Consider the following 15,600-nt stretch of genomic DNA (forward strand, 5'->3'; position numbering starts at 1 on the left):
AGATTTCGATTCTTGTGTGAAGACACGCCCCATTGACGGCTTCGCTTGGCGCATATAGTCCGACAAATAGAATGAGCGCAAGCCGGTTTGCCGCAAGAGGTGATCCGCCGGGTGCGCTAAAGAGAGGAATGTCATGCCCCCAGTGGTTTCATCCACCGACGCGCCCGTGCTGCATGTGCAGCCCGCAGGCGTGCGCTACGGTCCCGCGCTTACGCTGCTCGCCAGCCTGTTCTTCATGTGGGGCTTCATCACCGTCATCAACAATACGCTGCTGCCGCACCTGCGCAGCGTATTCGAGCTGAGCTACACCCAGACGACACTGATCGAATCGGTGTGGTTCATCGCCTACTTCGTGGCCTCGATCCCGTCAGCCAAGCTGATCGAGCGGATCGGCTATCAGAAGTCGCTCGTCGCGGGCCTGCTCATCATGGCCGCAGGCGCATGCGGCATGATGCTGGCCGCCAGCATCCCGTCCTACGGCGTCACGCTGGTCATGCTGTTCGTCATCGCCAGCGGCATCACCCTGCTGCAGGTGGCCGCGAACCCCTACGTCGCCGTCGTCGGCAAGCCCGAGACCGCGTCCTCGCGCCTCAATCTGGTGCAGGCGCTGAACTCGGCGGGTACGATGCTGGCGCCGCTCTTCGGGGCCTACCTGATCCTCGGTCGTTCCAAGGGCGGCACGGCTACCGCCGGAACTGTCCTGACCGAAGCCGAGCGCATGGCCGACGCCCACTCGGTGATCCTGCCTTATGCGCTCGTCGCCGTGGTGCTGGTGATCCTCGCGGTTATCATCGCCAAGTTCCCGCTGCCCGCAATGGGCTCGGCCGGTTCGCGCGCCGCCAAGGAGGAGCGCAAACACCTCTCGCTCTGGAACCACCGCAACCTGGTGTTCGGCGTGCCCGCGATCTTCATCTACCTGATCGCGGAAATCGGCGTCGCCAACCTCTTCGTGAATTTCGTCAGCCAGCCCGACATCGCGAACCTCACGCATGAACAGGCGGGCAAGTACCTGTCGTTCCTGTGGGGCGGCATGATGGTCGGCCGCTTTGCGGGTTCTGCGGTCATGCAGCGCTTCGATGCAGGCAAGGTGCTGGCGTTTTTCTCGATCGGCGCCTTCGCGGTGATGATGGTCACTGTCTTCGCGCACGGCGAAGTGGCGATGTGGTCGCTGATCCTCGTCGGCCTGTTCCACTCGATCATGTTCCCGACCATCTTCACCCTCGGCATCAAGGGCCTCGGTCCGTTGACCGAGGAAGGTTCGGGCCTGCTCGTCATGGCGATCGCAGGCGGCGCGCTGGTCGTGGTGCAGGGCTGGTTGGCCGACAACTACGGGTTGCAGACCTCGTTCCTGCTGACGGCGGCTTGCGAACTCTACGTGCTGTTCTACGCGCTGTGGGGCAGCAAGCCGACCAACGCGGTGCCGCCGCCGGAAGCGACTTTCGAATAGTCGCGCGGCAGATAGGAAATGAGCCCCGGCGAGAGATCGTCGGGGCTTTTTTTGTTTAAGAAGCAAGAGGAAGTCGCAGGGGTTTACCACCCCTGCTTTTCCCCTGTTCAATCTTCCATCGAGCTACGTGTATCTTCCAGAGCCAGATCCACCAGCGCGTTCATCGCCTCCGCAGCCGCAGCCGCATCCCCTGCGGCAATGGCGTCGTAGACCTTCACGTGATCGGGGATCGGATTGCGCGGCAGGGCGCGGGCGCGTTGCTTGAACTGCGTGGTCCAGTTTACCGCCGCGCCGATCGAGGCGCTGAGTGTCAGGATGGCGTCATTGCGCGTCGCCTGAAGGATGGCCTTGTGGAAGTCCCGGTCTGCCGCGCGCCCGGCCTCGGTGGTGAGGGTGTGGCGGCGCATGGCGGTGAGGGCGTCCTTCATCGCCTTGAGGTCTGCCTTGTCGCGGCGCTGCGCGGCCAGGCGGGCGGCAGCGGGTTCGACGATGGCGCGCAGTTCGAAAAGGCTGCGGACGAATTCGATGTCCGGCTCTCCGGCGAAGGCCCAGCCGAGCACTTCGGGGTCGAGCAGGTTCCAGCGATCACGCGGGAGGACGCGGGTGCCCGCTTTAGGGCGGCTCGCGACGAGGCCCTTGGCGGTGAGCACCTGGATCGCCTCGCGGTAGGCGCTGCGGGATACCTGCAGTTCCTCGGCGAAGGCGACTTCGCCCGACAGAATATCTCCGGGGGCATATTTGCCTGACAAGATGGCAGTGCCGAGCTTGTGTGCAATGGCTCCATGCAGTCTGCGGCCGGGGCCTCGGGCTTCCTCGCCCTGCTTGGTGATTTCGTCGGTGGTCGTCAAATCGGCATCTGGCACAGGTATGGGCTCCTCCGGGAGCGAAACTAACAGCGGTTTGCACGAGAAGGAACGACAAACATTGCGTTTCGCTCGCACAGGAAATATGTCGGAGTAAATAGGGAGTGCCCAATGACTGAATTTCGTTCCATCGTCGCCGCTACCGGTGAGCCTCAGGGTGAGCCGCTCGCCATCAGCACCACCGCCGATGTGGCCGCTGCCTGCGCTGCTGCGGCTGCTGCGTTCGATACCTACCGCGCCACCGATCGCGAGACTCGCGCGGCATTCCTCGAGCGAATCGCTGACGAGATCATGGCGATCGGCGAGCCGCTGATCGAAGCCTACATCGCCGAGAGCGGCCTGCCGCGCGGTCGCGGCGAGGGCGAGCGTGGCCGCACCTGCGGTCAGCTGCGCCTGTTCGCCGACGTCGTGCGTAAGGGCCAGTGGCAGCAGCTGCGTATCGACCCCGCGCTGCCTGACCGCGCGCCGCTGCCGCGCCCGGACCTGCGCCTGCGCATGATCCCGGTCGGCCCGGTTGCAGTGTTCGGTGCCTCGAACTTCCCGCTCGCGTTCTCGACGGCGGGTGGTGACACCGCTTCGGCGCTGGCGGCCGGCTGCCCGGTCGTCGTCAAGGGCCACCCGGCACACCCGGTCACCGGCGCGCTGATCGCCGCCGCCATCACCAAGGCGGTGAAGGATGCGGGTCTGCCCGATGGCGTGTTCCAGCACCTCGTCGGTCCCTCGAACGAACTGGGCGCGGCGCTCGTGCAGCACCCGGCGATCATGGCGGTCGGCTTCACCGGTTCGCGTGGCGGCGGTCTTGCGCTTGCCAAGCTGGCGCAGGCGCGCGAAGTGCCGATCCCGGTCTATGCCGAGATGTCGAGCATCAACCCGGTTCTGCTGCTCCCAGAAGCGCTCAAGGCGCGTGGCGAAGCGCTCGGCGCGGCCTTCGTCGGCTCGCTGACGATGGGCGCGGGCCAGTTCTGCACGAACCCCGGCCTGATCCTAGCCGTCGAGGGTGAGGGGCTGAACGCCTTCGTAACCGCCGCCACCACCGGCGTTTCGGAGGCCAAGCCGCAGACCATGCTCACCACCGGCATCGCCGCCGCCTATGCCAAGGGCGTCGAGGCTCTGGCCGCCGTTCCGGGCGTCGAGACGCTGGCCAAGGGCGAGGAAGGCAGCCGCACTACCGGCGGCGCGATCCTGTTCCAGACCACCGCCGCGCAGTTCCTCGCGGACAAGGCGGCGGGCGACGAAGTGTTCGGTGCCGCCTCCATCGTTGTCGTCTGCAAGGACGAAGCCGAACTGCTGACCGTGCTCGAAGGCCTCGAAGGCCAGCTGACCGCCACTCTCCACATGGATGATGCCGACGAGGGCGCCGCCGCCCGCGTCTTGCCGGTGCTGGAGCGCAAGGTCGGCCGCATCCTCGTCAACGGCTGGCCCACCGGTGTCGAAGTGTGTCACGCGATGGTCCACGGCGGCCCGTTCCCCTCGACTTCCGACCCGCGCACCACGTCGGTCGGCAGCATGGCGATCGACCGCTACCTGCGTCCGGTCAGCTATCAGAACTTCGCGCAAGGGCTGCTTCCGGCCGAACTGCGCGACGATGCCTTCGGTGACGGCGCCCCGCGCCTGATCGACGGCACGCTTACCCTCAACTGATCCAACCATCCGGGCGGCGCGCTCCCAAGAAGCGCGCCGCCTTTGGGAGAGTACTCATGACTTATCTTCGCCTGCTCCAGCACCTGAGCGCCGAGGGCGTTCGCTCCGTCATTCTCGCCGACGGGGATGCGGCCCATTTCCTGCCGGGCGTCGCTTCGGTACGTAAACTCGCGCTCGGTGCGATCGCTGCGGGCCAGACGCTCGCTGAGGCCGCCAAGGATGCCGGGCAGGGCGAAGCCGTCGATATCGCCGCCGAGTTCGCGGCGGGCCGCCTGCTCGCGCCGATCGACCACGAGGACGGCGCGCACCTGTTGCTCGCGGGCACCGGCCTGACTCACCTCGGTTCCGCCGAGGGCCGCGACAAGATGCACAAGGCGGCTGCTTCCGAAGAGAAGCCGACCGACTCCATGCGCATGTTCCTCGAAGGCCTCGAAGGCGGCAAGCCTGCGCCGGGCGAAGCCGGCCAGCAGCCGGAATGGTTCTACAAGGGCGACGGCTCGCAGCTCGTCGGCCCGACCGACGACCTCGAAATGCCCGCCTTCGCCAAGGACGGCGGCGAGGAGCCCGAACTCGCAGGCATCTACCTGATCGGCGAGGACGGCACTGCCTACCGTCTCGGTCTCGCGCTCGCCAACGAGTACTCGGACCATGTCACCGAGCGTCACAACTACCTGTGGCTGGCCCACTCCAAGCTGCGTCAGGCCGCGCTGGGTCCGGAGCTGCTGCTCGGCACGCCGCCCTCGCACATCGAGGGCACCAGCAAGGTCATCCGGGGCGGCGAGACGATCTGGGAAAAGCCCTTCCTCTCGGGCGAGGGCAACATGTCGCACACCTTCGCGAACCTTGAGCATCACCACTTCAAGTACGACCTGTTCCGCCGCGCGGGCGACGTGCACGTCCACTTCTTCGGCACCGCGACGCTTTCGTTCAGCGACGGCGTGCAGACGCAGGAAGGCGACGTGTTCGAGATCTCGGCCGCGCCGTTCACGCTGCCGGTCGCCAACAAGCTGGTCCGCGTTCCCGAACGCGCCTTTGCCGTGAAGGCGCTCTGATCGATGGACCCGATCCGCATTGCGGTGGTGGGCGTGGGCAAGATCGCCCGCGACCAGCACCTTCCCGCCATCGCCGGGAACAAGGCGTTCAGTCTCGCCGCCACCGTCAGCCCGCGTGATCCGGGCGTCGATGGCGTGCCGCACGCCAAGAGCCTCGACGAACTGATCGCGAACGGCCCGGCGGTCGATGCGGTGGCGCTCTGCACGCCGCCGCAGGTCCGCTATGACCTGGCCGTGCAGGCGCTGTCGAAGGGCATGCACGTGTTCCTCGAAAAGCCGCCGGGCGCGACGCTGTCCGAAGTCGTGGCGCTGGAAAGCCGTGCCGAGAAGGTCGGGGCGACGCTGTTCGCTTCGTGGCACTCGCGCTTCGCGGCGGGCGTGGCCCCGGCGCGCGCGTGGCTGTCCGATCGCAAGATCGAGAAAGTCTCGATCGTGTGGCGCGAGGACGTGCGCGTGTGGCATCCGGGTCAGGCATGGATCTGGGAGCCGGGCGGCCTTGGCGTGTTCGATCCGGGCATCAATGCGCTCTCGATCGTCACGCATATCCTGCCGCGCCCGATGTTCCTTCAGGGCGCGACGCTGGAAATCCCGGCCAACCGCGCCGCGCCGATCGCCGCCGACATCCAGTTCCGCGACACCGCCGGCGCGCCGATCCACATGGACCTCGACTGGCGCCAGACCGGCCCACAGTCGTGGGACATCGTGGTGGAGACTGACGAAGGAATCCTCAAGCTCGCCAACGGCGGCGCCGTGCTCACGCTGCCGAGCGGCACCGAGCATGCCGAGGACATGGAGTATCCGGGGCTCTACGCGCGCTTCGCCAACCTTATCCGCGGTGGCCGCAGCGATGTCGATGTGGCCCCGTTGCGCCTCGTCGCCGACGCATTCCTGCGTGGTCACCGCAAGCTGGTAGACGAATTCCACGATTGACCATTCCCTAGGGAGGGGACTGAAATGACCAAGTTCTTCCGCCGCGCGTCGCTCGCCATGCTGATGGCAGCGACGGTGCTTTCCACGCCCGTATCCGCCGATACGGGTGGCCAGCCCACCACCGCCACGATCGAGGGCAGCAAGCCCGGTCCGGTCTACAACAAGGACGTCTTCACCCAGTTCGCCGAGCATCTGGGCGAGGGCATCTACGGTGGCCTGTGGGTCGGCAAGGGGAGCAAGATCCCCAACACCAACGGCTTCCGCAACGACGTGGTCAAGGCGCTGAAGGACTTGTCGGTTCCGGTGATCCGCTGGCCCGGCGGCTGCTTCGCCGACGAGTACAACTGGCGTGAGGGCATCGGCCCGCAGGCCAAGCGTCCGGTCAAGATCAACACCCACTGGGGCGGCGTGACCGAGCCCAACGCGGTCGGCACGCACGAGTTCTTCGAGCTGATCCGCCAGGTCGGCGCAGAGGCCTACGTCGCGGGCAACGTCGGCAACGGCACGCCGCGCGAAATGGCCGAATGGGTCGAATACATGACCTCGCCCGCCGGCTCGCTGGCGGATGAGCGCGCGAAGAACGGCCACAAGGAACCTTGGAAGGTCAAGTACTTCGGCGTCGGCAACGAGCTGTGGGGCTGCGGCGGCAACATGCGCCCCGAGTTCGCGGCGGACGAGACGCGCCGCTACGCCACCTTCATCAAGCCGCCCGCCGGGACCAAGATCCTGAAGGTCGCGGCCGGCGCCAACGTCGACGACTACAACTGGACCGAGACGATGATGCGCGTCGCGGCGAACCAGCTCGACGGTGTTTCGCTGCACTATTACGTCCACCCCGCCGGTGGCTGGCCGCCGCGTGCGCCTGCGGTGAACTTCGACGAACATGGCTGGGCCGATGCGCTGAACGGCGCGCGGCACATGGACGAGCTTATCACCAAACACTCGGCGATCATGGGCAAGTACGATCCCGAGAAGCGCGTCTTCCTCGCGGTCGATGAATGGGGTTCGTGGTATGCGCAGGACGAGGGTACGCACCCCGGATTCCTGAGGCAGCAGAATACCTTGCGTGATGCGCTGATCGCGTCCGTCCACCTCGATATCTTCGCGAAGCACGCCGATCGCGTCCGTATGACCGCCATCGCGCAGATGGTGAACGTGCTCCAGGCGATGATCTTCACGCAGGGCAGCAAGATGGTGCTGACCCCGACCTACCACGTCTTCGAGATGTACAAGCCCTGGCAGGACGCCACCGTGCTGCCTCTTGAAATCAAGTCGCCGTGGTATTCCAAGGACGAGTTCACCATGCCTGCAGTCAGCGGCTCGGCGGTGAAGGCGAAGGACGGCAAGGTGCATGTCGCGCTGTCGAACCTCGATCCGAACCAGTCGAACACGGTGACCATCAAGCTCGACGGCGTCAGCGCTTCGGCGGTTTCCGGCCGGATTCTGACGGGCTCGGCGATCAATTCGCACAACACTTTCGACGCGCCCGACGTCGTCAAGCCCGCCGCTTTCACCGGGGCGAGCGTGCAGGGCGGCCAGCTGGTCGTGACGCTGCCGGCGAAGTCGGTGGTGGTTCTGGAACTGCAGTGATGAAGGCGGTTTTCTTGGGGTTTGCGGCGCTGGCTCTTGCCGGTGCTGCGAGCGCCCAGCAGGTCGGCGAGAAGGGGGCCGGGACGCTGAATTCGCAGCTTTCCGGCGACCTTGTCGTGCATGATCCGGTCATCATCCGCGAAGGGGACACGTATTACGTGTTCAGCACCGTGGGCAAGTATATCGGTATCAAGACCTCGACCGACCTGAAGGTCTGGAAGGATGCCGGTTCTGTGTTCTCCGAAATACCGGCGTGGGCGAAAGATGCTGCGCCCGGAACCGAAGGTATCTGGGCGCCGGATATTTCGTATGTGAACGGCGAATACCGGCTGTACTATTCGGTCTCGACTTTCGGGTCGAACCGCTCGGCGATCGGCCTTGCGACGTCCAAGACCCTCGGCGCGAAGGCGAAATGGCAGGATCATGGCCTTGTCGTCATGTCCACCAAGGACGATGACTTCAACGCCATCGACCCCAACTTCGTCGTCGATGCGCAGGGGCGCCAGTGGCTGTCGCTCGGCAGTTTCTGGAGCGGTCTCAAGCTGTTCCCGCTCGATGCGAAGACCGGCAAGGTCGTGCCCGGCACCGAACCCTACTCGATTGCGCGCCGCCGGGCTCCTGCGGGAGCGGCGGCGCCGGTGGAGGCGCCGTTCATCATTCCCCACGGCGGCTGGTACTTCCTGATCGCGTCCTACGACTATTGCTGCAAGGGCGTGAACTCGACGTATTACACCGTCGTCGGCCGTTCGAAGAAGATCACCGGCCCGTATCTGGGCCGTGACGGCAGTTCGATGATGGAGGGCGAGGGGACCATCCTGCTGCGCTCCGACCTGCAGGAAAAGCAGCGTTTCCGCGGGCCTGGTCACGCCGGAGCGTTCACCGACAAGGACGGAACCACCTACCTCGTCTACCACGCCTACGACAAGGATGCCGATGGCCGCCCCACGCTGCGCATCGCGCCGCTGCGCTGGGACGCGGACGGCTGGCCCACCGCCGAATACTAGGATCGCCGAATACTGAGAATACCCACCTGAATACGCCCCGGTCGGCTATCGATACTTGGCCGGGGCGTCTTTTTCGGGTGGCACCCAATGGCACCTAACATACCCCTAAGGTAACCACAACGTACCAGAACCGCCGGAGAGGCCATGATGAACTTCCCCCTGTCGCGCCGCAGTTTCGCCACCAGCCTTGGCGTCGGCGCATCGCTGCTTCCGATCGCCTGCACCGCGCCGGGCAAGAGCGTGATCGGCACCTCGAAAAGCCCGCAGGCGCCTGCCGCGAGCAACCCGCTCATCAGGCAGCGCGCCGACACCCAGATCTTCCGTCACGACGACGGCTGGTACTACGCGATGGGCTCGGTGCCCGAGTACGACCGCCTCGCGCTGCGCCGGTCGAAGACGCTGGCGGGCCTGACCGATGCCGAGGAGCGGGTGCTCTGGCGTCATGAAGCGAGCGGGCCGATGTCAGGCTTCCTGTGGGCGCCCGAACTGCACCATGTCGACGGCAAGTGGATCGTCTACTTCGCGGCCGGCCCAAGCGGCGGCGGCGAGGACGTGTTCCGTATCCGCACCTATGCCGTGGTCTGCGACGGTCCCGATCCGATGACCGGCAACTGGTCGGTGCTCGGCCAGTTCCAGGCGCCGTGGGACAGCTTCAACCTCGACTCGACGATCTTCACGCACCGGGGCGTGCGCTACTTCTCGTGGGCGCAGCGCGAGCCCGGGATCGAGACCAATTCCAACGTCTACATCGCGCCGATGAAGGACGCGCTGACGCTCGCCTCCGCGCCTGCGCGGCTGACGGTTCCGACGCTCGACTGGGAAGTGCGCGGCTTCAAGGTCAACGAGGGTTCGGCCTTCCTCAACCGCAACGGCCGCCTGTTCATGACGTACTCGGCCAGCGCCACCGATGCGCGCTACTGCATGGGCCTGCTCAGCGTGGACGAGACCGCCAACATCATGGACCCGCGCGCCTGGACCAAGTCTCCCCGGCCGGTCTTCGAGACTTGCCGGGAAACCTCGGTCTACGGCCCTGGCCACAACAGCTTCACCGTGGACGAAGAGGGCCGCGATATCCTCGTCTACCACGGGCGCGACTATGAGAAGATCGAGGGTGACCCGCTGTTCAACCCCGATCGCCACACCCGCATCCAGCGCATCTATTATGACGCGAACGGCGTGCCCGATTTCGGCGTGCCGGTGGGCAACGGCGCGCTGCCGGAGCGCTTCATTCCCGCCGTGCACCGCACCGTGCGCATGGCTTGCGACGGCATGGCCCTGTCAGTGAGCGACGCGCCGCTGCCGCAGACCCAGTTCCGTTCGGTCGAGGCAGGCGAGGGCACCGTCCAACTGGTGCCGATCCTCAGGCCTGACTTGTGCCTGGCTGCAAGCCCGGACGGTTCGGTGCGACTGGCGCCCCTTGAGGTTGTCGGCGATGTCGCGGCGCAGGACCGCTTCCGCCGCGAGGTCGGCCCCGCTACCGGCACCGTGCGGTTTGCCTCGGTTGCTTACGAAGGCAGGGCGCTCGCGCATGCCGGCGATCGGCTGGTGCTGGCCGATTCCTACGATGCCAGCGTGGCCTGGCTGGCGGATTGAGGCCATGGCGTGACCGGAGCATTGTGCACGCAGTGCGCCGGTCACTCCCTTCCCCCGTCGTTGCGAGCGGGTCGGGATATTGTCTGATTAATTAGGTCGATTCCGGGGTGGTCTACGCGGGTATGGTGCGGAAGTGCGCCCATTCCGCCACATCTCCATGGCCTTTTTGTCGGAGCAATGCATTTTCCGCTTGCGTCTAAATAGTCCGACTAATAATCAGGCGACACACAGTTTTCGGGGCATGGTATCGGCCAGCCCCCTTGGGAGGGTTGATCATGGCGTTCAAGCCATTCGCATTCTGCACCGCATCCGTTCTTGCTCTCGGCTTCGCTTCCGTGGCGCAGGCTCAGGATGCCGCTCCGCAGGATTCCATGCCGCAGGCCGCTGCCGATGAGGCCAGCGCTGAGGACATCATCGTCACCGGCGTGCGCGCGTCGATCGTCGGCGCCATCAACAGCCGCAAGGACAATGTCCAGATCGTCGATTCGATCGTCGCCGAGGACGTGGGCAAGCTGCCCGACAACAACGTGGTCGAGGCGCTGCAGCGCGTCACCGGCATCCAGGTCACCGACCGTGCCGGCGGTGAAGCGGCAACGATCACCATCCGCGGCCTGACCGATCCGCTGACCACGCTGAACGGCCGCAACATCTTTACCGCGGCGGGCACTTCGTTCGCGCTGCAGGACATCTCGGCGAACCTCGTCAAGAAGATCGACGTCTACAAGACGCGCTCGGCCGACCAGATCGAGACCGGCCTTGCCGGGCAGATCGACGTGCAGACCCGCCGCCCGCTCGACTTCGACGGCTTCACCATCTCGGGCCTCGCGCGCGGCATCTATTCTGAACTGGCCGACAAGGCGAACCCCAATGTCGCGCTGCTCGTGGCGGACAAGTGGGATACTGGCATCGGCGAGATCGGCTTCCTCGTGAACGCCAGCTATACCCGCGCCGAATTCCGCAACCAGAACCTGCAGGCGGGCGCGATGGTGCCGTTCCTGACGGTCGATGGCGCGCGCCCGTCAGTGACCACCAGCACCATGCTGGGCGCGTGCCCGGGCGGCGCACCCTTCGGCGCGCTGGAGCGCCTGTTCACCACCGACTGCCGCGCCGTCACCCCGTCGAACCCGCAGGGCAACCTGTGGACGCCGGGCCTCGATGCGGGGCTCTCGACCAAGGCGGGCTCCACGCTCAATATCAACGGCGTCGAGGTTCCCTACTACCTGTCGCGCGACGCGGTGATCGCCTCCGACCTCTACGGCAAGCGCACGCGCCCGTCGGTCAACGCCGCGCTGCAGTGGGCGCCGGATGACCGCTCGGTCTACACCGCCGAAGTGTTCTACACCGGCTTCCGGGGCAAGACCTACAACAGCCTGAACTTCAGCTTCGTGGACTGGTGGGGCAACCTGCCGGCCGACGCGGCGAACAGCTTCGAGCTGTATGACGGCACCAACATCATCAAGTCGCGTCAGGTCGGCGCAGTGGCGGGCTTCAACAGCGGCGACTATGCGACCAACAAGACCGACAGCTACGTCTACGCCTTCAACGCCAAGTGGGACGTGGCCGATCGCGGCAAGATCACTGCCGACGTCACGTATCAGGACAGCAAGAACGAGACCTCGTTCTTCGCGATCCGCACCGACCGCGCGCCGCTCGACATCGACGTGGACTTCAACGCCGGTGGCGGCCTGCCTTCGTACAGCTTCGCCAACCAGGGCGTCCTGACCGACGCTTCGGCGTGGACCGTGGGCAACCTGTTCGACAGCGGCACGAGGAACAAGGGCAGCGCGCTGACCGTGATGCTCGACGGCGAGTACGAGTGGGACGAAGGCTTCCTGCGCCGCATCAAGGCGGGCTTCCGCTACGACGACCGCAAGGCCGACAGTTACGTGCGTGACCAGGGCGCGGGCGGCCTGCCGGGCGTGACGCTCGACCAGTTCGGGCAGGGCACGCCGTTCACCAACAGCGGCTTCTTCGACGGCCGCGCCGATATTCCGACCAGCTGGGTGCTCGCCGATCCGCGCTCCATGCACAAGGATGCGGTTCGCACCCTGTACCAGGCGGTCAACCCGGGGCTGCTGCTGTCCGACCAGCTGACCTTCGGCCACGTCTTCGGCATCGGCGAGATCAATACCGCCGCCTACCTGATGGCGGACGGCGAGATCGAACTGTTCGGCCGCCCGCTGCAGCTGCAGGCCGGTGTGCGCTACGTGCAGATCGACACCGACTACGAATACTTCGATCGCGGCAACAACTTCGCCCGCACCGGGGTGTCGACCGGATCGGCCAAGTGGCTGCCCTCGTTCACCGCGCGCTACGGCATCACCGACAACCTGCGCATCCGCTTCAACTACGGCGAGACGCTGCGCCGTCCGGCCTTCGGCGATCTCAACCCCAACGTCACGCTGACGGGCGACTTGTCGCGCATCGGCTTCGGCACCGGCAGCGCGGGCAACGCCAACCTGACCGCGACCCATTCGAAGAACTTCGACCTCGCGATCGAATGGTACTTCGAGCGCAACAGCGCGATCTACGCGACGGCCTTCCGCCGCGAGATCAACGGGCTGGTCGTGCCGCTCACGGGCCGCGAGATCATCCCGAACAACTACCTGCCGCGTAACGAGACCTATACCGAGACGTTCAACATCACCCGTCCGGTCAATGCCTCCGACGGCGTGCTGAAGGGCGTGGAACTGGGCCTGACCTACTTCCCGACCTATCTGCCCGGCCCGCTCAACGGCCTCGGCTTCACCGGCAGCGCAACGATCCTCGACTCCGAGCAGACGATCCCGGTCGTCAACACCGAGGGCGAGATCACCGGCTCCACCAAGTCGGCGTTCTTCGGCGTGTCGAAGCTGTCGTACAACGCGACGCTGGCTTACGACAACGGCCCGATCGGTGCCCGCCTGTCGTACATCTGGCGCAAGGGCTTCCTCCAGAGCAACGAGGGCCGCTCCTTCGCGAACCCGATCGGCTTCTGGCGCGCGCCTGAAAAGAGCCTCGACCTGCAGCTGACCTGGAACGTCAACGATGATATCGGCGTGACCTTCGACGCGGTGAACCTCACCAAGGCGAAGCAGCAGAACTACTACAAGTTCGGCGACGTCGGTAACCCGCAGCAGTTCAATTCCAGCACGCTGCTGATCGACCGCACTTTCGCGGTGGGCGTGCGCTTCAAGTTCGACTGATACGGCGGGGCACGCTGCGGGAACGCCATTCCCCGCAGCGTGCCCCGCTCAGGGCGGCCGGGACGGGTCGGGGCTCCTTCCTCTCCCAACACCCGATACGGACCGGCCGCCCTTCCGATTGCTTCAATGTGCCGTCCCGGACAGGTTCCGGGACCGGTGCTGTCCGGCGGGGGCTTCGACAAGCTCAGCCTGAGCGGGTTTGAGAACAGGTCTTTAAATCCCGCTCAGGCTGAGCTTGTCGAAGCCCCCTCAGCTTGGGCCGTTCACGGAAGGACCGTTGACGTGCGCAAGAAACTGGCCCTCGCGGCGCTCCCCTTCATGGCGCTGCTTGCCGCCGCCGCCAGTCCGCCGATGGACCACGAGGCCATCGCCGAGGCCCGCTACGGCAACGATGCGGCGTGGTACGAGGGGCGGATTCCCTTCTTCGAATCCTCGGACGCGAAGATCGACGCGGTCTACTACTACCGCTGGGGCCTGTTCCGCGCTCACCAGCGCGATCTCGGCAAGCAGGGCTACATCACCACCGAGTTCGCCGACGACGTCGACTGGCAGCGCGAACCCTTCGCCAGCCTCAACGACGCGAGCGGCTTCCACATCGCCGAAGGCCGCTGGCTGAACGACCGGCGCTTCACCGACGACTACATCAACTTCATGTACGAGGGCGGCAACGACCGCCACTTCACCGACCACATGGCGGATTCGGTATGGGGCCGCTACCTGGTGGACGGCGACCGCGAGGCGCTGCTCGCGCATCTGAAGACGATGCGCCACGTCTACCGGCTGTGGGACGAGAAGTTCGATTTCGACAAGGGCCTCTACTTCGTCGAGCCGTTGCTCGACGCGACCGAGTACACCGTGTCCTCGATCGATGCCTCGGGCGGCAAGGACGGCTTTCGCGGCGGCGATGCGTTCCGGCCTTCCGTCAACGCCTATATGTTCGCCAATGCCCGCGCCCTGTCGCGCATGGCGCAGATGGCGGGCGACGAGGCGATGGCGAAGGAATACGCCGCCCGCGCCGAGGCCTTGAAGGCGCGCGTGCTGGCGGACTTGTGGAACCCCAGGCTCCAGCACTTCACCGACCGCCACCAGACGACCAACGAACACGTCAAATACTGGGAACCGATCCGCAACCGCGAACTCGTGGGCTACCTGCCGTGGATGTTCGACCTCGTCCCCGACGATGCAAAGTACGCGAAGGCGTGGGCGCACCTCACCGATCCGGAATCGCTGGCAGGCAAGGCCGGTATGCGCACGGTCGAGAAGTCCTACGAATACTACATGCGCCAGTATCGTTACCTCGGGCCGGACCCGGAGTGCCAGTGGAACGGACCGATCTGGCCCTACCAGACGACGCAAGTATTGACCGCGATGGCCAACCTGCTCGACCATTACGAAGAGCACGGCCCGGTTTCCCGCGCCGACTGGATGACGATGCTGCGCCAGTACACGCAGCTTCACTATCAGGGCGACAAGCTGGACCTGGAAGAAGACTACCACCCTGAAACCGGCAAGCCGATCGTCGGGCTGGACCGCAGCCATCACTATTTCCATTCGGGCTACATCGACCTGATCCTGACCGGCCTCGTCGGTATCCGTCCGCGCAGCGACGACGTGCTGGAAGTGAACCCGCTGCAGCAGGGCCTCGACTGGTTCCGCATCGAGCGGGTTCCTTACCACGGGCATGAAATCTCGGTGACGTGGGACGCGGACGGCAGCCGCTATCGCCGGGGCAGGGGGCTTGCGATCGAGGTGGATGGTCGCGAAGTCGCCCGCCGTGCCGATCTTGGCCGTATGGAAGTGCCGGTGGCGCGCAAGGCCAACGCGCCCATCGTGCGCGAGGAGAACCTGGCGGTGCAACTCGTGCGCAGCGGCTTTCCCAAGGCCAGTGCCTCGTCCGGCACCGATGCCGAGAAACTGCACGATGCGGTGGATGGCCGCGCGTGGTTCTATCCCGAGCTGCCGAACGGCTGGGATTCGGACGCTTCCGGCAAGGCGCAGTGGTACGCGCTGGACTTCGGCAAGGCGGTCACGCTGGGCAGCGCCGAACTGGCGTTCTTCGCCGACGGTGCGCGCTTTGCGGCACCGCGCGGCGTGACCGTCGAGGTGTGGCGCGAGGGCCGCTGGCAGCAGGTCGGCGGTTCGCCCGGGCCGCTGGCGAACGGCGTGACGCGGGTGACCTGGGCTCCCGTGGACGCGGAGCGCCTGCGCGTGTCGATGATGCCTGTGAAGGGCCGCGCGATCCGGCTGGCGGAGGTGAAGGCGTTCGCGCGGTGAGTTACGCTTTCCCTTCGTCAT

The 15,600-nt window shown here is 65.7% G+C and carries 10 protein-coding genes; 9 read left to right on the forward strand and 1 reads right to left on the reverse strand.

The features are described 5' to 3' along the window. The first annotated feature begins 133 nt into the window (after positions 1-133). The gene (locus tag ACODRZ_RS12090; RefSeq protein ID WP_488972661.1) at positions 134-1,447 is read left to right on the forward strand and encodes a sugar MFS transporter; all 1,314 of its coding nucleotides are present in this window, start codon (positions 134-136) and stop codon (positions 1,445-1,447) included. A 107-nt stretch (positions 1,448-1,554) separates the two neighbouring features. On the opposite strand, the gene ACODRZ_RS12095 is transcribed toward ACODRZ_RS12090, so the two are convergent. Next, positions 1,555-2,310, reverse strand: coding sequence for a FadR/GntR family transcriptional regulator (locus ACODRZ_RS12095; RefSeq protein ID WP_488972662.1), 756 nt, complete (start codon positions 2,308-2,310; stop codon positions 1,555-1,557). Positions 2,311-2,421: 111 nt separating this feature from the next. On the opposite strand from ACODRZ_RS12095, the gene ACODRZ_RS12100 reads away from it, so the two are divergent. The 8 genes from ACODRZ_RS12100 (at position 2,422) to ACODRZ_RS12135 (ending at position 15,579) form a co-directional block, all read left to right on the forward strand. Then, the gene (locus ACODRZ_RS12100; RefSeq protein ID WP_488972663.1) at positions 2,422-3,951 is read left to right on the forward strand and encodes an aldehyde dehydrogenase (NADP(+)); all 1,530 of its coding nucleotides are present in this window, start codon (positions 2,422-2,424) and stop codon (positions 3,949-3,951) included. A gap of 56 nt (positions 3,952-4,007) precedes the next feature. Then, positions 4,008-5,003: an AraD1 family protein gene (araD1, locus tag ACODRZ_RS12105; RefSeq protein WP_488972664.1), complete on the forward strand. Its 996-nt coding sequence runs from the start codon at positions 4,008-4,010 to the stop codon at positions 5,001-5,003. A gap of 3 nt (positions 5,004-5,006) precedes the next feature. Then, positions 5,007-5,933: a Gfo/Idh/MocA family protein gene (locus ACODRZ_RS12110; protein WP_488972665.1), complete on the forward strand. Its 927-nt coding sequence runs from the start codon at positions 5,007-5,009 to the stop codon at positions 5,931-5,933. Positions 5,934-5,957: 24 nt separating this feature from the next. Then, positions 5,958-7,523: an alpha-N-arabinofuranosidase gene (locus ACODRZ_RS12115; RefSeq protein ID WP_488972666.1), complete on the forward strand. Its 1,566-nt coding sequence runs from the start codon at positions 5,958-5,960 to the stop codon at positions 7,521-7,523. After that, positions 7,523-8,527 (forward strand): arabinan endo-1,5-alpha-L-arabinosidase, encoded by a 1,005-nt coding sequence (locus tag ACODRZ_RS12120; RefSeq protein ID WP_488972667.1) that lies wholly within the window; start codon positions 7,523-7,525, stop codon positions 8,525-8,527. Before ACODRZ_RS12115 ends, ACODRZ_RS12120 begins: the two co-directional genes overlap by 1 nt. Before the next feature lie 147 nt (positions 8,528-8,674). Then, positions 8,675-10,120: a family 43 glycosylhydrolase gene (locus ACODRZ_RS12125; protein ID WP_488972669.1), complete on the forward strand. Its 1,446-nt coding sequence runs from the start codon at positions 8,675-8,677 to the stop codon at positions 10,118-10,120. Positions 10,121-10,395: 275 nt separating this feature from the next. Next, positions 10,396-13,305, forward strand: a complete 2,910-nt coding sequence (locus ACODRZ_RS12130; RefSeq protein ID WP_488972668.1) for a TonB-dependent receptor — start codon at positions 10,396-10,398, stop codon at positions 13,303-13,305. Between the two features lie 282 nt (positions 13,306-13,587). Then, positions 13,588-15,579 carry an MGH1-like glycoside hydrolase domain-containing protein gene (locus ACODRZ_RS12135; protein WP_488972820.1) on the forward strand — a complete coding sequence of 664 codons (1,992 nt, stop codon included), beginning with the start codon at positions 13,588-13,590 and terminating at the stop codon, positions 15,577-15,579. Positions 15,580-15,600 lie beyond the last annotated feature (21 nt).

The sequence above is a fragment of the Novosphingobium sp. FG90 genome (assembly GCF_057808725.1).

Excerpts from the sequence above, each read along its gene's own strand:
- ACODRZ_RS12100 (WP_488972663.1), top strand. The coding sequence starts at position 2,422 with ATGACTGAATTTCGTTCCATCGTCGCCGCTACCGGTGAGCCTCAGGGT.
- ACODRZ_RS12115 (WP_488972666.1), top strand. The coding sequence starts at position 5,958 with ATGACCAAGTTCTTCCGCCGCGCGTCGCTCGCCATGCTGATGGCAGCG.
- ACODRZ_RS12090 (WP_488972661.1), top strand. The coding sequence starts at position 134 with ATGCCCCCAGTGGTTTCATCCACCGACGCGCCCGTGCTGCATGTGCAG.
- ACODRZ_RS12110 (WP_488972665.1), top strand. The coding sequence starts at position 5,007 with ATGGACCCGATCCGCATTGCGGTGGTGGGCGTGGGCAAGATCGCCCGC.
- ACODRZ_RS12120 (WP_488972667.1), top strand. The coding sequence starts at position 7,523 with ATGAAGGCGGTTTTCTTGGGGTTTGCGGCGCTGGCTCTTGCCGGTGCT.
- araD1 (WP_488972664.1), top strand. The coding sequence starts at position 4,008 with ATGACTTATCTTCGCCTGCTCCAGCACCTGAGCGCCGAGGGCGTTCGC.
- ACODRZ_RS12130 (WP_488972668.1), top strand. The coding sequence starts at position 10,396 with ATGGCGTTCAAGCCATTCGCATTCTGCACCGCATCCGTTCTTGCTCTC.
- ACODRZ_RS12125 (WP_488972669.1), top strand. The coding sequence starts at position 8,675 with ATGAACTTCCCCCTGTCGCGCCGCAGTTTCGCCACCAGCCTTGGCGTC.